Source organism: Vibrio sp. MA40-2 (assembly GCF_047302445.1).
Classification (GTDB): domain Bacteria; phylum Pseudomonadota; class Gammaproteobacteria; order Enterobacterales; family Vibrionaceae; genus Vibrio.
Window position 1 is genome coordinate 1,815,400 of record NZ_CP178628.1, and the last position, 22,554, is coordinate 1,837,953.

Annotated in this window: 20 protein-coding genes and 1 tRNA gene; 16 read left to right on the forward strand and 5 right to left on the reverse strand. The window is 39.4% G+C overall.

Features of this window, described 5'->3' with window-relative positions; all coding sequences use genetic code 11:
* The first annotated feature begins 96 nt into the window (after positions 1–96).
* The 9 genes from ACLKML_RS15915 to ACLKML_RS15955 all read left to right on the forward strand — a co-directional run bounded on the left by ACLKML_RS15915 (position 97) and on the right by ACLKML_RS15955 (position 9,040).
* A complete protein-coding gene (locus ACLKML_RS15915) occupies positions 97–2,010 on the forward strand; it encodes an ATP-dependent DNA helicase (RefSeq protein WP_413284011.1) in 1,914 nt (637 codons plus the stop codon).
* A gap of 27 nt (positions 2,011–2,037) precedes the next feature.
* Entirely contained in the window at positions 2,038–2,739 is a 702-nt protein-coding gene (gene tsaB / locus ACLKML_RS15920) for a tRNA (adenosine(37)-N6)-threonylcarbamoyltransferase complex dimerization subunit type 1 TsaB (RefSeq protein ID WP_413284012.1), read from the forward strand.
* Between the two features lie 81 nt (positions 2,740–2,820).
* A complete protein-coding gene (locus ACLKML_RS15925) occupies positions 2,821–3,117 on the forward strand; it encodes a chromosome partitioning protein ParA (RefSeq protein ID WP_413284013.1) in 297 nt (98 codons plus the stop codon).
* 115 nt (positions 3,118–3,232) lie between these two features.
* Entirely contained in the window at positions 3,233–3,778 is a 546-nt protein-coding gene (locus ACLKML_RS15930) for a Slp family lipoprotein (RefSeq protein WP_413284014.1), read from the forward strand.
* Positions 3,779–4,657, forward strand: coding sequence for an alpha/beta fold hydrolase (locus ACLKML_RS15935; RefSeq protein ID WP_413284015.1), 879 nt, complete (start codon positions 3,779–3,781; stop codon positions 4,655–4,657).
* Positions 4,658–4,808: 151 nt separating this feature from the next.
* On the forward strand, positions 4,809–6,524 hold the full coding sequence (gene fadD, locus ACLKML_RS15940; RefSeq protein WP_413284016.1) for a long-chain-fatty-acid--CoA ligase FadD: 1,716 nt from the start codon (positions 4,809–4,811) through the stop codon (positions 6,522–6,524).
* A gap of 98 nt (positions 6,525–6,622) precedes the next feature.
* Positions 6,623–7,744 (forward strand): ribonuclease D, encoded by a 1,122-nt coding sequence (gene rnd / locus ACLKML_RS15945; protein WP_413284017.1) that lies wholly within the window; start codon positions 6,623–6,625, stop codon positions 7,742–7,744.
* Between the two features lie 8 nt (positions 7,745–7,752).
* Positions 7,753–8,028 (forward strand): YcgL domain-containing protein, encoded by a 276-nt coding sequence (locus tag ACLKML_RS15950; RefSeq protein ID WP_413284018.1) that lies wholly within the window; start codon positions 7,753–7,755, stop codon positions 8,026–8,028.
* A gap of 40 nt (positions 8,029–8,068) precedes the next feature.
* Positions 8,069–9,040: a lytic transglycosylase domain-containing protein gene (locus tag ACLKML_RS15955; RefSeq protein WP_413284019.1), complete on the forward strand. Its 972-nt coding sequence runs from the start codon at positions 8,069–8,071 to the stop codon at positions 9,038–9,040.
* A gap of 81 nt (positions 9,041–9,121) precedes the next feature.
* Here the strand turns inward: ACLKML_RS15955 and folD are convergent, their stop codons facing one another.
* The gene (folD, locus tag ACLKML_RS15960) at positions 9,122–9,979 is read right to left on the reverse strand and encodes a bifunctional methylenetetrahydrofolate dehydrogenase/methenyltetrahydrofolate cyclohydrolase FolD (RefSeq protein WP_413284020.1); all 858 of its coding nucleotides are present in this window, start codon (positions 9,977–9,979) and stop codon (positions 9,122–9,124) included.
* A gap of 52 nt (positions 9,980–10,031) precedes the next feature.
* Positions 10,032–10,157, reverse strand: a complete 126-nt coding sequence (locus tag ACLKML_RS15965; protein ID WP_413284021.1) for a hypothetical protein — start codon at positions 10,155–10,157, stop codon at positions 10,032–10,034.
* Between the two features lie 9 nt (positions 10,158–10,166).
* On the opposite strand from ACLKML_RS15965, the gene ACLKML_RS15970 reads away from it, so the two are divergent.
* A tRNA-Arg gene (locus ACLKML_RS15970) sits at positions 10,167–10,243 on the forward strand.
* Positions 10,244–10,789: 546 nt separating this feature from the next.
* Here the strand turns inward: ACLKML_RS15970 and ACLKML_RS15975 are convergent.
* On the reverse strand, positions 10,790–11,749 hold the full coding sequence (locus ACLKML_RS15975) for a transposase (RefSeq protein WP_413284022.1): 960 nt from the start codon (positions 11,747–11,749) through the stop codon (positions 10,790–10,792).
* Between the two features lie 395 nt (positions 11,750–12,144).
* Here ACLKML_RS15975 and ACLKML_RS15980 point away from each other — a divergent pair, with 395 nt between their 5' ends.
* From ACLKML_RS15980 to ACLKML_RS15990, 3 genes are all read left to right on the forward strand, one after another.
* Positions 12,145–13,140 (forward strand): DctP family TRAP transporter solute-binding subunit, encoded by a 996-nt coding sequence (locus ACLKML_RS15980; RefSeq protein ID WP_413284023.1) that lies wholly within the window; start codon positions 12,145–12,147, stop codon positions 13,138–13,140.
* Positions 13,141–13,203: 63 nt separating this feature from the next.
* On the forward strand, positions 13,204–13,827 hold the full coding sequence (locus ACLKML_RS15985) for a TRAP transporter small permease (RefSeq protein ID WP_413284024.1): 624 nt from the start codon (positions 13,204–13,206) through the stop codon (positions 13,825–13,827).
* A gap of 3 nt (positions 13,828–13,830) precedes the next feature.
* Positions 13,831–15,192, forward strand: coding sequence for a TRAP transporter large permease (locus ACLKML_RS15990; RefSeq protein ID WP_317716369.1), 1,362 nt, complete (start codon positions 13,831–13,833; stop codon positions 15,190–15,192).
* A gap of 61 nt (positions 15,193–15,253) precedes the next feature.
* Here ACLKML_RS15990 and ACLKML_RS15995 read toward each other — a convergent pair whose 3' ends face one another.
* Positions 15,254–16,597 (reverse strand): sigma-54-dependent transcriptional regulator, encoded by a 1,344-nt coding sequence (locus tag ACLKML_RS15995; RefSeq protein ID WP_413284025.1) that lies wholly within the window; start codon positions 16,595–16,597, stop codon positions 15,254–15,256.
* Positions 16,598–16,612: 15 nt separating this feature from the next.
* Complete coding sequence (locus ACLKML_RS16000) at positions 16,613–18,397, reverse strand: sensor histidine kinase (protein WP_413284026.1); 1,785 nt, start codon at positions 18,395–18,397, stop codon at positions 16,613–16,615.
* A 548-nt stretch (positions 18,398–18,945) separates the two neighbouring features.
* Between ACLKML_RS16000 and tig the strand changes: the two genes are divergently transcribed.
* From tig to clpX, 3 genes are all read left to right on the forward strand, one after another.
* The gene (tig, locus tag ACLKML_RS16005; RefSeq protein ID WP_413284027.1) at positions 18,946–20,256 is read left to right on the forward strand and encodes a trigger factor; all 1,311 of its coding nucleotides are present in this window, start codon (positions 18,946–18,948) and stop codon (positions 20,254–20,256) included.
* A gap of 246 nt (positions 20,257–20,502) precedes the next feature.
* A complete protein-coding gene (gene clpP, locus ACLKML_RS16010; RefSeq protein WP_317716365.1) occupies positions 20,503–21,129 on the forward strand; it encodes an ATP-dependent Clp endopeptidase proteolytic subunit ClpP in 627 nt (208 codons plus the stop codon).
* 99 nt (positions 21,130–21,228) lie between these two features.
* Positions 21,229–22,509 carry an ATP-dependent protease ATP-binding subunit ClpX gene (clpX, locus tag ACLKML_RS16015; RefSeq protein ID WP_317716364.1) on the forward strand — a complete coding sequence of 427 codons (1,281 nt, stop codon included), beginning with the start codon at positions 21,229–21,231 and terminating at the stop codon, positions 22,507–22,509.
* Positions 22,510–22,554: the final 45 nt, after the last annotated feature.

A 22,554-nucleotide genomic window follows, 5' to 3' on the forward strand; every position in this document is an offset into this window, starting at 1 on the left:
TTCACCGTAATTTTTCTGATGCGAATAAATCCTTATTCGCACCAACTCATCAAACCTGACATAATCCGTTTACAGTCTAACTTCCTTGTTAATTAAATGATACGCAAAACTTTCTCTTCGGATGGTGCGCTTGGTAAAGCTATACCAGGCTTTTCCGCCAGACAGCCTCAAATTGATATGGCTGAAGCAGTGAATAAAGCCATCAAGGATAAATCACAGCTGGTGATTGAAGCAGGAACAGGTACGGGTAAAACTTTTGCTTATTTGGTGCCAGCTCTGTTAAGTGGTAAAAAAGTTATCATTAGTACTGGATCAAAAAATCTACAAGAGCAGCTTTTCCATCGTGATTTACCGTTGATGGTAGATGCGCTTGGTTATTATGGTCAAGTTGCCTTGTTAAAAGGTCGTTCAAATTATTTGTGTTTAGATCGATTGAGTCGACAATTAGTCGAAAGTCATACTAACGAAGCGGAACCTACGCTACTGACGCAATTGATCAAAGTGCGGAGTTGGTCTTCGACCACTAAAAGTGGTGATTTAGGCGATTGCGAAGAGATTGCTGAAGATAGCCCAATCATTGCTTCAATTACGTCAACTAATGATAATTGTTTAGGTAAAGAATGCCCAAGCTTTGAAGATTGTTTCGTTTTAAAGGCACGAAAAAAAGCCATGGATGCCGATATTGTTGTGGTAAATCATCATCTTTTTTTGGCTGATTTGGCGATTAAAGAAACTGGGTTCGGTGAACTAATTCCAGAAGCGGATGTGTTCATTTTTGATGAAGCTCATCAATTACCGGATATTGCTAGTCAATACTTTGGTCAATCATTATCTAGCCGACAATTACTTGATCTGTCGAAAGATATAGAAATTGGCTATCGTACAGAAGCCCGAGATATGCGGCAATTACAAAAGGTATCAACTCGGTTGAGCCAGTCAGCAATGGATATGCGTATTGTGTTGGGGGATACGGGTTATAAAGGCAACTGGCGCGAAGCGTTAAAGTCGGAATCGGTTGTACGTGAATTGAGTCGACTACAAGACAGTTTAGGGTTGGCAATTGATGTGCTCAAATTAGCGTTAGGCCGCAGCCAATTACTTGATACAGCATTTGAGCGTGCAAATACGATCAAATCTCGACTGGATCGTGTTTGTGACGTTTCTATAATGGGCTACTCTTATTGGTATGAAACGACACCGCGACAATTCTCTTTGCATATTACCCCTCTTTCAGTTGCCGATAAATTTAAGCAACAAATTGAACAGAAGGATGGATGCTGGGTGTTCACTTCCGCCACTTTAGCGGTATCGGATGATTTTGGACATTTTACTCATCGTTTAGGTTTGCAGCCCAAGGAGCAGTTTTCTTTACCAAGCCCTTTTGATTATCAAACTCAAGCAAAACTTTGTGTGCCTCGATATTTACCTGAACCTAATAGTCCTGGGTTATCCAAAAAATTGGTCTCAATGCTTGCCCCTGTAATTGAACAAAATAATGGCCGCTGCTTCTTTTTATGCACTTCTCATAGCATGATGAAAGAACTAGCCGAAGGTTTTCGTGCAATATTAACGATTCCTATCTTGATGCAAGGTGAAACCAGTAAACAAAAATTACTGGCAGAGTTCATGGAATTAGGTAATGCATTGCTAGTCGCTACAGGTGCTTTTTGGGAAGGGATAGATGTTAGAGGTGATACGCTAAGCTGTGTTATTATCGACAAATTACCGTTTACAGCCCCAGATGATCCGTTATTAAAAGCGCGTATAGAAGATTGTAAACTCAGTGGTGGAGAACCATTTCGTCAAGTTCAGTTACCTGATGCGGTGATCACTTTAAAACAAGGGGTAGGGCGATTAATACGAGATGGAAAAGATAGAGGTGTACTGATTATTTGCGATAATCGTCTTGTTACCAGAGAGTATGGCGGTGTTTTTTTAGAAAGTTTACCACCTATACCAAGAACAAGAGATTTGACACAAGTCACTGCTTTTCTTGAAAAACTAACTTAATCAATCATTAAATAATTCGAGGCGTTAATGAAAGCAACAATTCTTGCTTTAGACACATCCACAGAAAACTGTTCCGTTGCATTAATGGTAGGGGACAACTTAATTCGTCGTAGTGAAGTCGCACCTCGTGAGCACACGGCTAAAATATTACCTATGGTAGACGAACTGCTGCAGCAAGCTGGTATTACGTTAAATGATGTTGATGCGCTTGCTTTTGGCCGAGGTCCGGGAAGTTTTACCGGTGTGCGCATTGGTATTGGCATTGCTCAGGGGTTAGCATTTGGAGCAAATTTGCCTATGATAGGAATATCAACGTTGGCAGCAATGGCTCAAGGGACTTATCGAAAACATGGCTCGACTTATGCTGCTTGCGCTATTGATGCTCGTATGAGTGAAGTGTATTGGGGTCGTTTTGTTCGTCAAGATAGTGGTGAATGGCGTGAATTTGAACCAGAGTGTGTTATCGCTCCAGCACAACTTATTAAAACAGTAGGTGTAGATAGCAATCCGTGGTCGTTTACCGGTACGGGATGGCAGGCTTACCAACAAGAGCTGGCTATGCTTGCGATTGAAGGCCAACAAACTGAGGTTTTATACCCAGAAGCGGAAGATATTGCTTTTCTTGCTCAATTTGAGTTTGCTAAAGGCAATACAACATCAGCAGAAGAAGCGAGCCCGGTGTATTTACGTGATAAAGTAACGTGGAAGAAGCTACCGGGTCGAGAGTAGTAACTTGTTAGACGAATAGGGCGCTAATAAGCAAAAGTAACAATATTATAATGGCGATAACTTTTTAAATGGTGGCGATAAATGGTGACAGTGAATGGCTTAACGCCTGCAATAGTCCAACGAAATCATAAAGCACATAACAAAAGTGCTTTAAAAAACAGTGATGCGCAAAATAATAACAACCAAACATCAAAAGTTGCGTCAGCAGTTTCTCAATCTATTCGGGTAGTGAGTGAGTCTGATTTAGAAAAAGTCGAACTGCAATATGACCTTCCTGAAGGTTATTCCCGTAAAGCAATGGAACAGTATATGGACGTATTTCATCACGCTAAAAAAGAACACCTTGCGAAGTTAATGGGCGTTGATATTTATATATAGTTTATTATTTTCCAATTTATTTTTATCAAGTTCTAGTGTTAAAAATCTAGTACTAGAGACAAGTCTATTAACCGATATCCCTATTGATTTAGTCGGTTAATATTAAGGGAACTATATGATCAGAATGTTGAGTGTAATTGTTATGTTGATGCTTGTATCGGCGTGTTCATCATTACCTGAATCACTTCATACCACTAACGAACAAGTTATTACCGATTATCAGCAATGGCTAAATCTTCCTCAGGAACAAGTCAGGGAAATTCGTCTTGGGGGAATCATCGCTAAGGTAAGCAATTTGTCAGATAAAACCAGAATTGAAGTGGTGAATATACCAATTAGCAGCAATGGTAAACCCAGTTTAAATTTCGAGCCTTCAGGACGATTTGTCGCTTATGTTGATGGTTATGTTGAACCGATGGCCTATACAGAAGGCCGGCTCGTCACTTTGTTAGGTAGTAGCCAAGGAGAAGAATTAGGTAAAGTTGACGATTTCGAATTATCTTTTCCAGTTATGAGAGTTACCGGTTCCCATTTATGGCGTATCGAAGAGACGGTTGTAGTGAGAGACGTTGAAAGTCACTTTTCACCTTGTTACGGGCTATATTGCCGAGGTTATAAAGGTTTGCCTAGCAAAGGAAAGGTTGTACAGGAAGTAAAATAGATGTTTATTGAAAAACAATACAAGCTAGTGCACAACAGGCTAGCGACGATGGAACTAGGAGATGCAGAAACGGCCGCAATAACGGTCGTTTTTATTCACGGATGGTTAGATAACTCGGCTAGTTTTGCCAAGTTGATGAAAGCGTGTCATCAGTTAATGCCAGAGGCTCATTTGGTCGCAGTTGATCTTCCAGGTCATGGTTTATCCACTCATCGTGAAGATGATAATTACTATCTTTTTCACGATTATCTTGATGATATCCACCAGTTTTTGAGTGTGTTAGAAACAAAAAAAATGGTATTAGTTGGCCATTCACTTGGTGCGTTTCTGGCGACTTGTTATAGTGCTGCTTTTCCTGAAAATGTTGCGGGATTAATTCAAATAGAAGGTTTTGGCCCATTAGCGGAGTCGCCTAATAACACAGTAAAAAGATTGCGTGAAGGCATACTTAGTCGGCAAAAAATTAATGAAAAAAGACAACGATATTTTTTTAGTATCGATGAAATGGTTGATATCAGAGCAAAAGTGAATCATTTAAGACGACTCGAAGTTATGCCTATTGTAAAGAGAGGTACGATATTCGATGGAGAAGTTTGGAAATGGCGACATGACCCTAAGCTTCATGCTGACTCTTTGACTCGGATGTCACGTAGAAATGCCGAAGTGATTATGAAAGAAGTGCGCTGTCCACATTTGGTTATTCTTGGACAGTCTGGATATGATTATTTGTTACAACAAGCAGAAGCAGAACTTGAACATCCGATTTTGGCGCAAAATAGTCAATTTAACGTTGAATACATTCCCGGTGGACACCACTGCCATATTCAACAGACTCAATTAACATCAGAGTTGATTGTTGGCTTAGTTAACAAAATTTAAACGTCTGTTTGATTATTTCATACACAAGTGATTGAAGCTGTGTTGTAATAACTATGTTAATTAAATGAAAAACGCTTAAATCACTAGTGTCGTATCGACTAAACCTATAACCCCTTATAATAACAAATTGCCAATAACGAGGAGTGTAATTGTGAATAAACCTTGGCTTTCACATTACCCGAGTGACGTACCTAAAGAAATCAATCCAGACCAATATCAATCATTGATAGAGATGTTCGAAAATGCAGTGCGTAATTATGCCGATCAGCCTGCATTTGAAAATATGGGGTCGATAATGACGTATCGCAAGCTTGAAGAGAGAAGTCGCGCATTTGCTGCATACTTACAAAATGATCTCAAGCTGAAGAAAGGCGAACGTGTCGCGATAATGATGCCTAATTTGTTACAATACCCGGTGGCACTTTTTGGCATATTAAGAGCAGGTCTGATTGCTGTAAATGTCAATCCTCTTTACACGCCACGAGAGTTAGAACATCAACTTAATGATGCTGACGCTTCCACTATTGTTATCGTTTCAAATTTTGCCAGCACACTAGAAAAAATCGTCGCGAATACGCCTATAAAAAACGTTGTCCTTACCAGTCTAGGACAAATGTTGCCTCGAGCAAAAGGGACCGTCGTTGATTTTGTGGTGAAGTACGTAAAAAGATTAGTGCCTAAATATCATTTGCCAGGTGCTATATCGTTTAGAAAAGCACTTTATAAAGGTCGTAGGCTACAATACGTTAAACCTTTTATGTCCGGCGAGGATATTGCTTTTTTACAGTACACTGGTGGTACAACAGGAGTGGCTAAGGGCGCTATTTTAACGCACCGCAATATGATTGCTAATGTGATGCAATGCAAGGGCGTGTACCAAGCAGTGTTACAAGAAGGACGTGAATCAGTAGTAACCGCACTGCCTCTTTATCATGTCTTTGCGTTAACGGTTAACTGCTTGCTGTTTATTGAATTCGGTGGTCGTAATTTACTCATTACTAACCCTCGCGATATACCAGGGTTCATCAAAGAGTTGCAAAACACCAAATTTACCACGTTGACAGGAGTGAATACTTTATTTAATGCTCTAGTTAATAATGAAGACTTTCATGAGCTGAATTTTAGTAATTTAAAATTAGCTATTGGAGGAGGAATGGCAGTGCAGAAGGCTGTCGCTGAAAAGTGGCAAAAGGTCACAGGTGTCGCGCTCGCTGAAGGTTATGGTTTGACCGAATGCTCACCATTGGTGTCTGTTAACCCGTACAATACCACCGAATATAATGGCTCCATTGGGATGCCCGTGTGTTCAACAGATGTTCGTATTGTTGATGATGAAGGTAAACCTCTGGCAATGGATCAAGTTGGTGAATTACAAGTTAAAGGCCCACAAGTGATGCAAGGTTATTGGCAACGTGCCGAAGCGACACGTAGCACAATTAGTGAAGACGGCTGGTTGTCGACGGGTGATATCGTCAAAATTGATGAAAAAGGCTACATCACAATAGTCGATCGCAAGAAAGATATGATCTTAGTGTCAGGGTTTAATGTGTATCCCAACGAAATTGAAGATGTGGTTGCATTGCATGGCAAAGTCTTAGAAGTAGCAGCGATTGGTGAGCCAAATAATGCGTCCGGTGAACTGGTTAAGATCTTTGTAGTTAAGCGTGATCCAAGCGTAACTTCACATGAGATTATTCAACATTGTCGACAATATTTAACCGGCTATAAAATACCGAAAGTCGTGGAATTTATTGACGAGCTACCTAAATCTAATGTGGGAAAAATTTTGCGTCGAGAGTTACGTGAAGCTGATGAAGCTAAACGTAATGCTGCGCAGGGGAAAAATAGTGTCGAAGAGGTTGCTTAGAACCGCTAAGGCTTGCTTTTATTTAGAGGTTACTTAGCTTCACTCAAATGTTATGATGCCGACTATGATAGTCGGCATTTTTATGAATAGAGATTTATGTGGAATACAAAATAATTGATACAACATCGGCGCTTGAAGCCGTTTGTGAGCTTGCCACCGAAGCTGATAGTGTCATGCTAGACACTGAATTTGTGCGTACTCGAACTTACTTCCCTCAACTTGGTTTAATCCAGTTATATGATGGTGAAAACCTTTCACTGATCGACCCTTCATGTATTGATGACATGTCTTCATTCGAAAAATTACTAAAAGAAGCCTCTGTATTAAAAGTGTTACATGCTTGCGGTGAAGATCTAGAAGTATTTAAACAAAGTTTTGGCTGTACTCCTTTTCCTATGATTGATACCCAAATTATGGCTGCTTTCTTAGGCCATGGTCTATCGACTGGATTTGCGTCTTTAGTCAACCAATATCTAAATATTGAACTTGATAAAAGTGAATCGAGAACCGATTGGCTTGCTCGACCATTGACGTTACGACAACTCGAATACGCAGCCGCCGATGTGTATTATTTGCTCCCTCTGTTTAATTCACTCGATCAACAAATTATTCAATCTGGATGGAAAGAGGCGGCGTTCCAAGAGTCGGAGTTACTCATAGAAAAACGTTGTGCGGTGTCTAATCCTGAGTTGGCTTATATTGATATAAAAGGAGCATGGCAACTGGATCCTAAGCAATTAGCGGTTCTCAAACCACTCGCTATTTGGCGTCTACAAGAAGCGCTAAAAAAAGATATATCGCTCAACTTTGTCTTTAAAGAACAAGATCTTTGGACTGTCGCAAAGTTAGGTATTAAGTCATTAAGAGTAATGAATGAAGAAGGATTTGATCAAAGGGCTATTCGTCGCCATGGCGAAAAAATCATCCAAATAGTGAAAAATGCTGAACAGCTTAGTGAAGATCAATGGCCAGAAAAAATAGAGCGTTTAATGGATAAGCCTGGCTATAAGCAAATTTTCAAAGTGCTTAAAGATCATGTTAAACAGGTTTCCCAATCGACTAATTTAGCCAGTGAATTTTTAGCTTCCAAGAAACAACTTAATCAACTGATTAGTTGGGCTTGGAAAAAGAATCGAGATCCTGAAATGTTACCTGATTTAATGATCGGTTGGAGAAAAGATCTACTTGGTGAGAAATTGGATACTTTATTAAAAGGTTAGTTTTATTTATGTTGTGTTCGATATATAAAAGTAATAAGAAAGATGGCGCTTATTTATACATTGCCGAAAAAGACAATTTTTCTCAAGTCCCAGATGAACTGATGGCAATGTTTGGTGTGCCCCATTTTGTAATGGTAATTAAGTTAGATGGACGAAAATTAGCTCAAGTCGATATCAATAAAGTGAAAGAATCTCTACAAGAGGAGGGTTTTTTCCTTCAACTTCCTCCTCCACCGCAAAACGTGTTGGAGCAATATAAAGCACAAAAATTAAAACAGACTTAAGCTTTATTCCCAAAAAGTCAGCTAAAGGAGAGGGTTAACATTGAAAAAATTGGTCATATTTATGTTAGGCATTGGACTAACAACCAATGCGCTTTCACAACAAAAAATGGAATTTACTGAATACGTAAAAGGCTTAAAGCAAGAAGCGAGAGAGTATGGTATTTCAGAGCAGACGATAGAGAGTGCTTTCGCAAATGTAGAATATAAACCTAGAGCAATCAAAGCGGATAAGAATCAACCTGAAAAGAAACTTACTTTAGACGAATATATTCCAAGGGCGGTACCCGATTGGAAAATAAAACAGGCTAGAGCTCTGTATAAAGAGCATTATGAAGATCTGAATAGAATTGGTCTTGAGTACGGTGTTCAACCAAGATTTATCGTTGCTTTATGGGGTGTTGAAAGCAATTTTGGTAGGTTTACAGGTGGTTACAACGTTATAGATGCCTTGACGACTTTAGCTTATGACGGTAGACGAGAAGCGTTTTTTAAAAAAGAAACGATGGCGGCATTGACGATTCTGGAGCAAGAACATATCTCTATAGACAATATGAAAGGGTCTTGGGCTGGTGCCATGGGTCAAAGTCAGTTTATGCCAAGTTCATTTGTTCATTATGCGGTAGATGGTAATGGCGATGGAAAAATAGATATTTGGAATACTAAGCCGGATGTGTTTGCTTCTGCTGCAAATTATTTAAAAAGCCATGGTTGGAACGATAAATATACCTGGGGTCGTCAAGTTAGTGTGCCTGAAAACTTATCAGCTAATTTAACTGGACGACAACAAGACAAAGCTAAAACGTTACAAGAATGGAACGATTTAGGTGTTCGAAAATTAAATGGCGCATCATTACCACAAATAACCCCTGATATTGATGCGTGGTTAATTATGCCTGATGATAAAGGGGGACGTTCTTATTTAATTTATGGTAATTATCAAACATTAATGAAATGGAATCGTTCTTATTATTTTGGTCTAGCAGTAAGCCATTTAGCGGATAAAATTAACTAGAGTAATTGTTGCTAGGTTACAATCTTCCTTTCAACGAGATTGCAACCTAGCTTGATTCTTTTTAGATAACGTCTAACACCATTAACTTTTTTTGTATTGTTCGCAAGCAATCATGGTATTTTCAATTAAGCTAGCAACCGTCATTGGGCCAACGCCACCAGGAACCGGTGTGATAAAACTGGCTCGTGTTTTCGCCACGTCATATTCCACATCACCAACTAATTTACCAGAGTCCAAACGATTTATACCCACATCAACTACAATAGCGCCTTCTTTTATCCAGTCGCCTGGGATGAAATTCGCTTTCCCTACCGCAACAATAACAATGTCCGCTTGGCGTACAAAAGATTGCAAGTCGCTAGTAAATCGATGACAGGTTGTGGTGGTGCACCCAGCCAAGAGTAATTCCAACGTCATTGGACGGCCGACAATATTAGATGCACCCACAACGACAGCGTGTTTACCTCGTAGCTCTATATTGTAACGTTCTAGAAGCGTAATGATCCCTTTAGGTGTGCAAGACCTAAGCTTAGGTATGCGCTGTGCTAATCGTCCAACATTATATGGATGAAATCCATCGACATCTTTTTCAGGAACAATCCGTTCTAGTACTTTTGTGCTATCAATTCCGGCAGGAAGTGGTAATTGGACTAAAATACCGTCAATTTCGTCATCGACATTTAGCTGATCAACTAAATCCAATAGTTGCTGTTCGTTAGCAGTAGCGGGTAAGTCATAAGATTTAGATACAAAACCTACTTCATCACATGCTTTTCGCTTACTACCAACGTAGACTTGAGATGCAGGGTCTTCTCCGACCAGTACCACTGCTAACCCTGGAGCGCGTAATCCTACTTCCGTACGTGCTCTTACACGAGCGGCAACTTCAGAACGAACAGTTTGAGATATTAACTTTCCATCGATATTTTGAGCCGTCATAAGGTCCCTTGAACTGGTTAATTGTAAAGCGTGCGCATTGTCGCAAATTTTTTTAACTAGGTCTATCAAGCAAACGTTTGCTATGGTCATATTTCGATGCATTGGCTTTTTTTTGCCCACTTGAAACAGTTTGTTGTAGAAAGGCATTGACCTGAGCAAGTTCTTTCGTATAATTCACAGCCTCAACGCTCCGTTAGCTCAGCTGGATAGAGCACCCGCCTTCTAAGCGGGTGGTCGCAGGTTCGAATCCTGCACGGAGCGCCATATTTTTCAAGGCCTTAGCATTTTTGATGCTAAGGCCTTGTTCGTTTCTGCTTCCACGTAGTCAAGTAAGCTTGTGGCTCAATGAAAACTTGTGCAAGTCATCGCCATCCAACTTCTGAATCTTGTCCTGTTTTAACTACTATTTTTTCATAAGTTTGCATTTTTATCTGTAAAAACAGTTGTGGTTTTGAATAAATACGAGGTACCCGATAAGGTTTCTTAGCAATTCTTATTAGTTTTAAGAATTCTTAAAATTCATGCTAAAAGTTAAGAATTAGATACTTTTTAATCAGTGATTAAAGCCAAAACGGTTAAGCATATCTAGAGTATAATTAGGACAGTCACCTTAGAAGTATAACTAGAAGTATAACTAGGACAGGAACTTTAAAAAATTAGCTATCAATCGAATCTAGCAAGAAAACTAATGTTGAAAATTGGTGACAGGTAGTTTGGTCATTTATTATATCGGTCTAATTTATCAGGTCAGGTAATAGAAAGAGGATTTGCAATATGCTTCAAATGATAAGTGCGATTGGTTGAATTTATTTAACTTAGTTGATATCCACGTATTCGACTTCGGCGTAATTTAGGTAGAGCCAATGGAAAACTTTGTCTGCACCCAACTAAAATGGCTCGTTGTTTCTCTAACTGAGAGCAAGCAATTAACCAATCTTTATCCGTTAGATTTAGCCTTTGTAAAATAGAGGGAAGATGTGGGCTTAAACTTGCTTTACCTTCTTTTAGCTTTTGACCTGACCACTCAACAAGTTCTAGGTAATCCATCAATCTAAACGGTATTCCTGTATGAGTTGTGCTGGTTGAACCACCAACGAAAGGGAATAAGTTTGGTTCAGTTGGTTGTTGTCGGTAAAGCGCCTTTAATCGACTTTTGATTGAAGTGTAATCAGAGGTGTCGAGGGTTTTAGCGGTACCTGAACGGACGGGATTCAAGTCAGTGTAAGCCATTGCAGCAAGCAACGCTTTTTCATCGAGCAAAGCCTGACTTTTGTATCGACTTTCCCAAAAGTGGCCTTTGCAGTTATCTTCTTTATTCGCTTTCAAAGCGATATCAAAATTTAGCTCACGCATAAACCAACTCAAACTATAGAGTCGCTCTCGCCATTGCAGAATTATCTTATTCGCTAAGCTGATTTCAGCTTTCCCTTTCAAATCATGGCCCATAAATCGTTTTATGATGTCTGGTTTAATGTGAAGCTGAGACCAACGCTGAACAACATCACTATCAGTTAATTCATCCAATTTGGCTTTGTTTATGTGCACCACAAGGTGATAGTGATTACTCATCACCGCATAAGCGCAAATATCGATACAATAGACAGTGGCGAGCATTTTGATACGAGATTCAATCCAGTCTCTTCTGTGCTCGTAACTTGTTTGTGAAAAGGCATCATAACCACATAGAAAAGAGCGGCGAACACAACGAGAAACGCAGTGATAATAAGGCGTGGCGTCAATACTAACTTGTTGGCTTCTTGCAGTGGTCATGGATGCTTCCTATGTTAGGTATCGCAACCAATATAACGGAAATACGTTGAAAGCAGATAAATGATTAATCGCCTTTCGAGCGATAATTTATTTTTTAATGTAAACGGTTAGTTTGTTTCATAAGGTGCCTGTCCTTATTTGGAGAACGTTGAATCTACTCAACCCAAAGCAGTTAGACTTTGTATACAGTATGTAAAAAATGACACATTTACTTCCGATTAATGGGTCAATAGCCACCCATTAACTATCAGGTTAATCTGTTATATGAACAGGGTTTATAACTCTAACTCTTGCTAGATAAGGGATGTAGCATAATTGTTAAAACTTGGCTTACTTATTGCCATATAGAATACAGATCCCAAAGATGGGACTGCTAAATCATATGGAGAATAAAAATGATCAAGCCACTTACCCTACTATCTGTATCTGCTATTGCTTTAACCTCATTCAATGCTATGGCTAATTGTGACCCTGGAGAAATAGTCATTAAATTCAGCCACGTTACCAATGCCGATAAGCACCCCAAAGGTATCGCTGCTTCGTTACTCGAATCACGGGTAAATGAAGAAATGAACGGTAAAGCCTGTATGCAAGTTTTCCCTAATTCAACTTTGTATGATGACGACAAATTGTTAGAAGCTCTGCTCAATGGTGATGTACAAATGGGCGCACCATCTTTATCCAAATTTGAGAAAATCACTAAGAAATATCGTATTTTCGACCTTCCTTTCCTATTTGAAGATGTTGCAGCTGTTGACCGTTTCCAAAACTCTGAAGCTGGAGACAAACTTAAAAATGCCATGAAGCGTCGCGGTTTAAAAGGCCTAGCATTTTGGCACAACGGTATGAAACAAATGTCGGCGAACAAACCACTTATTCACCCGGAAGATGCGGAAGGGTTGAAGTTTCGTGTACAAGCATCGGATGTGTTAGTTGCGCAATTTGAACAATTAAAAGCTAACCCACAGAAAATGTCTTTTAAAGAAGTCTATGGCGGTTTGCAGACCAAGGTTATTGATGGACAAGAGAATACTTGGTCAAACATTTATGGCAAAAAATTCTTTGAAGTACAAGATGGGGTAACTGAAACCAACCATGGAATACTGGATTACTTGGTTGTGACATCAAATAACTTTTGGGATGAATTACCCGTAGATGTGAGAGAGCAATTGGGTCAGATTGTTATGGAGGTGACTAAAACTCGAAACTCCGAATCTAGCCAAGTAAATGAAACCAATAAGAATAATATTATCGAAGCAGGTGGAGTGGTTCGCTCGTTAACAGCAGATCAACGTCAAGAATGGGTGGATGTACTCAAACCAGTTTGGAAAAAATATGAGAAAGATATTGGTTCCGATTTGATTGAAGCCGCACTGGCATCAAATAAGTAATCCGCAAGCATGGGTAAAAACTACCCATGCTTTTTACAACCAGAATAAACGCGGAGAATTTTTATGCAACAGACTCTTTTTGCCCGCATTGAAAAGGCAACGGATTTATTAGAAGAAACACTCATATCGAGTTTTCTAGGCATTATGACTTTACTCACTTTTGCCAACGTCGTATGCCGTTATGTATTTAACGACAATATTTTATGGGCCTTAGAATTAACGGTCTTTATGTTTGCTTGGATGGTGCTAGTTGGTGCGTCATATGGTGTAAAAAGACACTTTCATATAGGTGTCGATGTGATAATAAATATGGCACCTAAAGGGCTACAGAAAATATATGCAATCATCGCTGTTTCACTTTGTTTATGTTTTTCAGTTTTATTACTGATTGGTTCTTGGAATTATTGGTATCCGTTTATCTCTGAACGTGCCTGGTACGAGACCGATGACATTCCTATGCCAGAAATGCTGCAGTTTTTAGCCGATATTTTCAATGAAGGTGAGCGTTATGAAAAGTTACCGCGCTTTATTCCCTATGCGGTACTTCCGATTAGTATGTTGACGTTAACCGCTCGTTTTGTTCAAGCGGCATACAAAATATTCACTGGTGAGTTAGATAGACTCATTGCAAGTCACGAGGCTGAAGAAAATCTTGAAGCCCTAAAAGCCGCAGTTAAGGAGGACTAAACTATGGCTATTCTATTCCTCTTTATTATGGTTATTGCGTTCATGTTGGTTGGTGTACCCATCGCTATTTCGTTGGGTTTGGCGAGCATGTTCTTCTTAATGATTCATTCAGATGCGTCGCTCGCTTCTGTGGCGCAAACTTTGTTTAACGCTTTTGCTGGACACTATACGCTTTTAGCTATTCCTTTTTTCATCTTAGCATCTAGCTTCATGTCGACTGGTGGTGTGGCCCGTCGAATTATTCGTTTTGCTATCGCCATGGTCGGCTGGTTTCGTGGTGGTTTAGCAATGGCATCGGTTGTAGCTTGCATGATGTTTGCGGCGCTGTCAGGGTCTTCTCCGGCGACGGTAGTGGCTATCGGAAGTATTGTCATTGCCGGTATGGTGAAAAATGGCTATAGCAAAGAATTTGCTGCTGGCGTGATATGCAATGCAGGGACTCTGGGGATATTGATTCCACCATCTATTGTTATGGTTGTTTATGCCGCAGCGACAGATGTATCGGTTGGACGTATGTTTTTGGGCGGTGTGATTCCTGGTTTACTTGCGGGATTAATGTTAATTATTGCTATCTACATTGCTGCTAGGATTAAAAAATTACCAAGACAGCCATTTGTTGGTTGGAGCGAAGCGATTAGTGCAGCCAAGGACGCGAGTTGGGGTTTACTTCTAGTGGTTATCATCCTTGGTGGTATCTATGGAGGGGTGTTTACACCAACTGAGGCTGCGGCTGTAGCGGCAGTCTATGCTTTCTTTATTGCCAACTTTGTTTATAAAGATATGGGGCCTTTTGCTGATAAAGAAAACACCAAACCTTGGTATATAAAAGTGTTCCAAGCATTCGTGCATAAAGATACCAATACCACTCTTTATGACGCAGGAAAATTAACCATAATGTTGTTGTTTATCATTGCTAATGCACTGATTTTAAAGCATGTTTTGACCGAAGAACGTATTCCTCAGATGATCACGGAATCAATGCTTTCTGCTGGTTTAGGACCGATCACCTTTTTAATTGTAGTGAACGTAATGCTGTTAATTGGTGGTCAATTTATGGAACCATCAGGGTTACTTATTATTGTTGCGCCATTAGTATTTCCTATCGCAATCGCTTTGGGGATCGACCCAATACATTTAGGGATTATGATGGTGGTGAATATGGAGATAGGGATGATAACGCCTCCGGTTGGGCTTAACCTCTTTGTCACGGCGGGGGTTGCCAAAATGTCGATGCTAAATGTGGTAAAAGCGGCACTACCTTGGGTTGGCGTGATGTTCTTATTTTTGATAATTGTTACTTATGTACCTTGGGTGTCTACTTGGTTACCAACTACCTTGATGGGACCAGAAATAATTACTAAGTAAACGCCAACTTTGTAGCGTAACTTTAAATAAACCCTCAAGGATTAGATTGAGGGTTTTTTACTTAATTGACCTTATAGTTATCTTTATCTAATTCATAACGCTGCATTTTGTCATACAGTGTTTTACGTGCAAGGTTAAGTATTTCCATAGTATCTTTAATGCTGCCACCAGATTCTATTAAGGCTTGTTCAATAGCTGATTTCTCAAACTCAGCAACTTGTGCGGCTAAACTAGAGTTGATACAAACACTGTTTGTATCTTGTTCCAATTGCACCAGTTTTCCTAATAAAACATAACGTTCAGCTGCATTTCTTAATTCTCGCACATTACCCGGCCAGCTATGCGAAATTAACGTTTGAACTTCACCTTGGGGCAGTGTGGTTGCTGCTTTTTTATATCGTGCTGCCGCGACCAATAAGAAATGATGGAAGAGGGCCGGGATATCTTCTTTTCTGTCACGTAAGGGCGGCAAATGTAACGTCACAACATTGAGTCTGTAATAAAGATCTTGTCGAAACGTCCCTTCACTCGCTGCCTGTTTTAAATCAACTTTGGTCGCTGCGATAACGCGAATATTAATAGAAATGGTTTGATTTGACCCCACACGCTCTATAACACGCTCTTGCAAAACTCGAAGTAAGCGTATTTGTGCTTGCATTGGCATCGACTCTATTTCATCTAAAAACAGTGTGCCACCCTGGGCAAATTCGAACTTACCAATACGCTTACTTTCTGCTCCGGTAAACGCTCCTTTTTCATGGCCATATAGTTCACTTTCTATTAAGTTTTCTGGCACGGCACCGCAATTAACCGCAACAAAATTATTTTCTCGCCGACTACTTTGTTCGTGCAATGATCTTGCTACCAGTTCTTTACCGGTTCCTGTTTCTCCGAAAAGTAAGATGTCTGCATCGGTGTCTGCGATTGTTGTTATGGTTTGTCTCAAATCCTGCATACTTGCAGATTCACCAATAATCCGAGGGCCTAGTGTTTTGTTCGCTTTAAGATCTTGTTTGAGTTTTATGTTTTCTTGAATTAATCGGCGTTTATCTTTTGCTCTTTTGACTGTATCGATCAGACGATCATTAGAAAATGGTTTTTCTATAAAATCGTACGCTCCATCTTGCATTGACTGAACCGCCATAGAAATATCGCCATGGCCGGTTATCAGTATAACTGGAAGTTCACTATCTTGGCTTTTGAAGCTATTAAGTAGTGCCTGTCCTGATATGCCGGGTAAACAAATATCGGTGACCACAACATAAGGCAAGCCATCGTTTTTCGCTGCAAGTAACGCAGATTCTGCGTCGGCGAAAAATCGTGCAGAAATCCCCTCTAACTCAAAGCTTTGCTCATGCGCGAGTCTCATGTCTGGCTCATCATCAATAAAAAATACGTCGTACATTTTTTTACCTTATTATTATTTTTCGGCAGCTTTATTTATTGTTATCGTGAATCTTGCTCCGCCTAACTTGGAATGGCCTGCGGTTAAATCGCCTCCCATGGTTTGCATTATTTGGAAGGAGATAGATAATCCTAAACCCAAACCGTTTTTTTTGGTTGTGTAAAATGGTTCGAAAATCTGGCGAGTTTTATGTTGGGTAAATCCTTTACCTGAATCGTCAATATGAATGTATATTTTATCTGCATCTTCACATAAACAGATTTCAATGTTTTTTGTACCACTCTCTGTTAGAGCATCAATTGAATTGGTTAATATATTTATAATTACTTGTTCTAATTGTATTATATTTATATTGGCGATCAGCTTTTCGTTTTCAATTGAAGTGGTGATAGTTATCTGATTTGCTCTAAATTGAGTTTTTAATAAGTCGAGTGAAGAGATAATAACTGGGTAAACTTGCACGATGGCGAGTTCATCACTAGAAGATTTACGAGCAAAGGATTTTAATTGCTGGCTAATATTGGCCATTCGGTCGGTCAGCGCAGAAATTCGTGTCAGATTGTCGACGGTTCTTTCGGCTTGTCCTCTATCTAAAAAACGTTTGCCATTTTCCGCAAAGCTTCTAATTGCCGCTAATGGATTGTTGAGTTCATGACTTATGCTTGCAGACATTTGTCCCAAAACAGCCAGTTTTGCTGCTTGAATGAGTTCATCTTGGGTTTTCCTGAGCATTAGTTCTGTTTTTTCTCGTTCATCTATCTCCATTTGTAATTCAGAGGTGCGTTCCATCACTTGAAATTCAAGTTTTTGTTTGGCTTCCATTTCAATTAACGCGATTTGTTTCATTTTTATATGTCTATTGCGAAACAGTAGCCAAACCACAAAAATAAGCGCATACACTAAAGTCACAATGATGATGAAGCCAAATAGCTGCCAAAAAATGAGCACGGTAGGCGATAACACCCGAATTTGTAGGTTTTGACTACCAATAGCCTGTTTTACGCTTTGATATTTGTCACTAAAGAAAACCGATTTGTCTTTTTCAATCTGTCCAAATTGGGATAAATGATCTCGCGAAAACCCAAGGTGGCTTATGGGCGTATCGAGATAACGCTGACCTTGCATGATGTTTTGTTTTTGCTGTTCTGATATGAAAAACAAACTCTTATATAACCAATTTTTATTACTCGACATAAAAATTATGCCATCGGAATCGGTTGCAACAAAAGCGCTGTTATTATTTGACCAATTTTTTTCTATGCCACTTAATTCGGTCTTTATTACAATGACCCCAATTCTCTCAGCCGCAAAAATAATTGGGTAGGCGTAATAAAATCCTCGTCTATTTGATGTGGTTCCAAGTGCAAAATATTGCCCTCGTTGGCCATTAATGGCTTGCTGGAAGTATGGACGAAACGCAAAGTTTCGGCCAATAAATGAGGTTTCAGTATTCCAATTATTGGCCGCAATCGTAGTGCCATTTTTGTCTAACAAATACGTATCGGATGCCCCAATAATAGTATTAACGTTGTGCAAATAACGGTTAGTGATATCAATTTGAGCACCATTATTAGGGTTGGTAAGGGCATCGATTAACTCGCTGTCTTTTGATAACAATTGCGGTATATAAGCATATTTATCTAGTTGGCTAGAAAGTTGACTGGTAAAAAGATTGAGTTGTACTAAATTGTTCTGATTCTGATTTTCATAAGCCGCATGCCAATAGGCTTTTCCACCGATTAGGACAGTGGAAAAATACAAAATAACAATGATTGATGAGATACGTTGTAGTTTAATCATGAATATTTACCGCATGAACAATTACTTTAGGGTAAAGTGTCTTGGCAAACTTACCAATTTAACCGTTTAAAATAAGACAAAGATCTCTTTTTGCTCATTTTAGGAAAAAATTGATCACCCTCCATTGAAAAACCAGTTATTGTCCCCATTTCTGATGCAAAGTAGATAAATTAATGGTTGTCTAACTATATTTATTCGACTTGTTACTTGAGAATTTAGAACTTCACTCGACAGCCATTCGTCATATCGCTAGAATGTCGCGTCTAAAATTTTGGTTCTGAGACTAATCGGAGATACCTTGCTTACGGTTCGTTATTAAAGTTATTTTTTAATGAAGCGGTCCCTTATTGAAAATTCTGGGATGGGAAGATATCACTGATTGGTCCGGTACATGTGTATCGTGGAGAGCATTTCACGAAATGATTGTGTACCAATGCTCAAATTAAACGGTACTTCGATGAAGTACAACATAAAGATATGGTCATAACCTAAAGACGGTTGGGGCTAAAATACTCAGCAATCTGAGTTAGTTTTGAGGTTTATAAATAATGCAAGCTACTGTTGAAACTCTTGAAGGCCTAGAGCGCCGTCTAAATATTACTGTTCCTGCTGCTAACATCGAAGATGCAGTAACAGCGGAATTACGCAATATTGCTAAAAATCGTCGTTTTGATGGTTTCCGTAAAGGCAAAGTGCCGATGAAGATGGTTGCTAAAATGTACGGCAAAGCTGTACGTCAAGATGTGATGGGCGAAGTTATGCAACGCCACTTCATTGAAGCAATCGTTAAAGAAAAAATTAATCCAGCGGGCGCACCAACTTTTGCACCTGTTGAAAATGAAGCGGGTAAAGATCTTGTTTTTACCGCAAGCTTTGAAGTTTATCCAGAAGTTGAACTGAAAGGTTTAGAAAACATCGTTGTTGAAAAGCCAACAGTTGAAGTTAACGATTCTGATGTTGATGAGATGATTGAAACATTGCGTAAGCAACAATCAACATGGACTGAAGTTGATGCTGCGGCTGAAAAAGGTTCTCGCGCAACAATTGACTTCGTTGGCTCTATCGATGGTGAAGAGTTTGAAGGCGGAAAAGCCGAAAACTTCCCTCTAGAATTGGGCGAAGGTCGCATGATTCCTGGTTTTGAAGATGGAATTATGGGTAAAGTTGCTGGTACTGAATTTGAAATCGATGTTGCGTTCCCTGAAGATTACCATGCTGAAAACCTAAAAGGTAAGCAAGCTAAGTTCTCTATCAAAGTGAGCAAAGTTGAAACTCAAGAGCTTCCTGAAGTAAACGATGAATTTGTTGCTAAATTCGGTGTGACTGAAGGTGGAATTGATGCGCTTAAAGCTGAAGTTCGTAAAAATATGGAACGTGAGCTTAAACAAGCAATCAAAAACAAGATCAAAGAGCAAGCGATTGACGGTTTAGTAAAAGAAAACGACATCGATGTTCCAACTGCTGTTGTTGATCAAGAAATCGGTGTTCTACGTCAGCAAGCGGCACAACGTTTTGGTGGTAACCCAGAAGCTGCAGAACAACTTCCTCGTGAATTGTTCGAAGAGCAAGCTAAACGTCGTGTTGTTGTTGGTCTGTTACTTGGTGAAGTGATCAAAGCGGAAGAACTCAAAGCTGACGATGAAAAAGTTAACGCGCTTATTCAAGAAATGGCTACCGCTTATGAAGATCCAAGCGAAGTTGTTGCTTACTATGAGCAAAACGAAGAAATGATGAATAACATGCGCAACGTAGCTCTAGAAGAGCAAGCTGTTGACGCTATCATTGCTAAAGCACAAGTTTCTGAAAAAGAAACTAGCTTCAATGAGTTAATGAATCAGCAACAACAGCAATCTGCTTAATTACAGACTCTGTTTATTGTGATAAATATGGTCCGTGTGAATTGTTCACTCGGACCATATTTTTACTGTTTTTTATAGGTATTCTAATACCGAGTCGGTTTACATGATATTGATGTAATATCAGTTAAAAATGATAAATACGTATAAATGTTAAGCAATTATCTAAGAATAGTTAACTTATTCTTGTTTATTCTCTAATATTGATTTAGATACTTATATAAAGCAGTAATTTTTTAGGGATATCAAATGAGCTACCAAGAAAAAAATATAATGTCTCCGATCGTTGATGCGCTCGTGCCAATGGTTGTTGAGCAAACTTCCCGCGGTGAGCGTTCTTATGACATCTACTCACGTCTTCTTAAAGAGCGAGTGATTTTCCTTACTGGTCAAGTTGAAGACCATATGGCAAATCTAGTTGTCGCTCAATTATTATTTCTTGAGTCGGAAAATCCAGATAAAGATATATTCTTATATATCAACTCACCAGGTGGAAGTGTAACAGCAGGCATGTCAATTTATGACACAATGCAGTTTATTAAACCTAACATCAGTACAGTATGTATGGGTCAAGCATGTTCTATGGGCGCATTTCTGTTAGCTGGTGGAGCAAAAGGCAAACGTTATTGTTTACCTAATTCACGCGTTATGATCCATCAGCCGCTAGGTGGTTTCCAAGGTCAAGCTTCTGATATTCAGATTCATGCCCAAGAAATTCTAACCATTAAGCAAAAACTGAATAAGTTGCTTGCCGAACATACTGGACAGCCACTAGAAGTGGTTGAAAAAGACACTGACCGTGACAACTTTATGTCTGCCGACCAAGCTGTAGAATACGGTTTAGTGGATGCAGTACTAAATCATCGCGGTGAATAAAACCTAAATTTTCGTACTAACGGAATTCGGTTTTACAAGAAATACAATGAATTTTGATATACACTCAAGTCAATAAGGCTAAAGCTAAGAGGTTAGCGAATGACAGATAAAAGCAAAGAGAACAGCGGCGGAAAATTGCTCTATTGTTCTTTCTGCGGTAAGAGCCAGCACGAAGTTCGCAAGCTAATTGCAGGTCCTTCGGTTTACATCTGTGATGAATGTGTCGATCTATGTAATGACATTATTCGTGAAGAGATAAAAGATGTTCTACCTAAGAAAGAGTCAGAAGCATTACCGACTCCACGTGATATTCGTGACCACCTTGACGATTATGTCATTGGTCAAGATTATGCAAAAAAAGTGCTAGCTGTTGCGGTATACAATCACTATAAACGTCTACGTAATGGTGATACAACGGCCGAAGGAGTGGAACTTGGTAAAAGTAACATTCTTCTAATCGGACCGACAGGTAGTGGTAAAACACTATTAGCGGAAACGCTTGCTCGCTTCTTAGATGTTCCGTTTACTATGGCGGATGCAACAACCCTAACCGAAGCTGGTTATGTTGGTGAAGATGTAGAAAACATCATCCAAAAATTATTACAGAAATGTGATTATGATGTTGCTAAAGCTGAGCGTGGCATAGTTTATATCGATGAAATAGACAAAATTTCTCGTAAAGCTGAAAATCCATCGATAACACGAGATGTATCTGGCGAAGGTGTTCAACAAGCCCTGCTAAAATTGGTTGAAGGAACGATTGCATCGGTTCCTCCTCAAGGTGGACGTAAACATCCTCAACAAGAATTTTTGCAAGTTGACACGTCGAAGATCCTATTTATCTGTGGTGGTGCATTCTCTGGCCTAGATAAAGTTATTGAGCAACGTGTAGCGAAAGGGACGGGTATAGGCTTTGGTGCAGAAGTTCGTTCTAAAGACGAAACGAAAACCGTTGGTGAACTGTTCATGCAAGTTGAGCCAGAAGATCTAGTTAAATATGGGTTAATCCCAGAATTTATCGGTCGTCTTCCAGTCACTACTACGCTAACAGAGCTCGATGAAGCTGCACTAATCCAAATTTTGTGTGAACCAAAAAATGCGCTTACTAAACAGTATGCGGCATTGTTTGAAATTGAAGATACAGAATTGGAATTCCGTGAAGATGCATTGAAAGCGATCGCTAAAAAAGCAATGGAACGAAAAACTGGTGCACGTGGCTTACGTTCTATTCTTGAAGGTGTTTTGCTTGAAACGATGTATGAATTACCATCTTCAACAGATGTAAGTAAAGTTGTGATAGATGAATCCGTTATTAACGGTGAATCTGAGCCATTGCTTATTTATGATGGAAAAGATAATCAAGCTGCTGGCGCTGAATAAAATAATTAGCTCAGTTAAGTCGTGATGAAAAAAGGAATGCAATGC

Excerpts from the sequence above, each read along its gene's own strand:
- ACLKML_RS15915 (WP_413284011.1), top strand. The coding sequence starts at position 97 with ATGATACGCAAAACTTTCTCTTCGGATGGTGCGCTTGGTAAAGCTATA.
- tsaB (WP_413284012.1), top strand. The coding sequence starts at position 2,038 with ATGAAAGCAACAATTCTTGCTTTAGACACATCCACAGAAAACTGTTCC.
- ACLKML_RS15925 (WP_413284013.1), top strand. The coding sequence starts at position 2,821 with ATGGTGACAGTGAATGGCTTAACGCCTGCAATAGTCCAACGAAATCAT.
- ACLKML_RS15930 (WP_413284014.1), top strand. The coding sequence starts at position 3,233 with ATGATCAGAATGTTGAGTGTAATTGTTATGTTGATGCTTGTATCGGCG.
- ACLKML_RS15935 (WP_413284015.1), top strand. The coding sequence starts at position 3,779 with ATGTTTATTGAAAAACAATACAAGCTAGTGCACAACAGGCTAGCGACG.
- ACLKML_RS15950 (WP_413284018.1), top strand. The coding sequence starts at position 7,753 with ATGTTGTGTTCGATATATAAAAGTAATAAGAAAGATGGCGCTTATTTA.
- folD (WP_413284020.1), bottom strand. The coding sequence starts at position 9,979 with ATGACGGCTCAAAATATCGATGGAAAGTTAATATCTCAAACTGTTCGT.
- ACLKML_RS15975 (WP_413284022.1), bottom strand. The coding sequence starts at position 11,749 with ATGACCACTGCAAGAAGCCAACAAGTTAGTATTGACGCCACGCCTTAT.
- ACLKML_RS15980 (WP_413284023.1), top strand. The coding sequence starts at position 12,145 with ATGATCAAGCCACTTACCCTACTATCTGTATCTGCTATTGCTTTAACC.
- ACLKML_RS15985 (WP_413284024.1), top strand. The coding sequence starts at position 13,204 with ATGCAACAGACTCTTTTTGCCCGCATTGAAAAGGCAACGGATTTATTA.
- ACLKML_RS15990 (WP_317716369.1), top strand. The coding sequence starts at position 13,831 with ATGGCTATTCTATTCCTCTTTATTATGGTTATTGCGTTCATGTTGGTT.
- ACLKML_RS15995 (WP_413284025.1), bottom strand. The coding sequence starts at position 16,597 with ATGTACGACGTATTTTTTATTGATGATGAGCCAGACATGAGACTCGCG.
- ACLKML_RS16000 (WP_413284026.1), bottom strand. The coding sequence starts at position 18,397 with ATGATTAAACTACAACGTATCTCATCAATCATTGTTATTTTGTATTTT.
- tig (WP_413284027.1), top strand. The coding sequence starts at position 18,946 with ATGCAAGCTACTGTTGAAACTCTTGAAGGCCTAGAGCGCCGTCTAAAT.
- clpP (WP_317716365.1), top strand. The coding sequence starts at position 20,503 with ATGAGCTACCAAGAAAAAAATATAATGTCTCCGATCGTTGATGCGCTC.
- clpX (WP_317716364.1), top strand. The coding sequence starts at position 21,229 with ATGACAGATAAAAGCAAAGAGAACAGCGGCGGAAAATTGCTCTATTGT.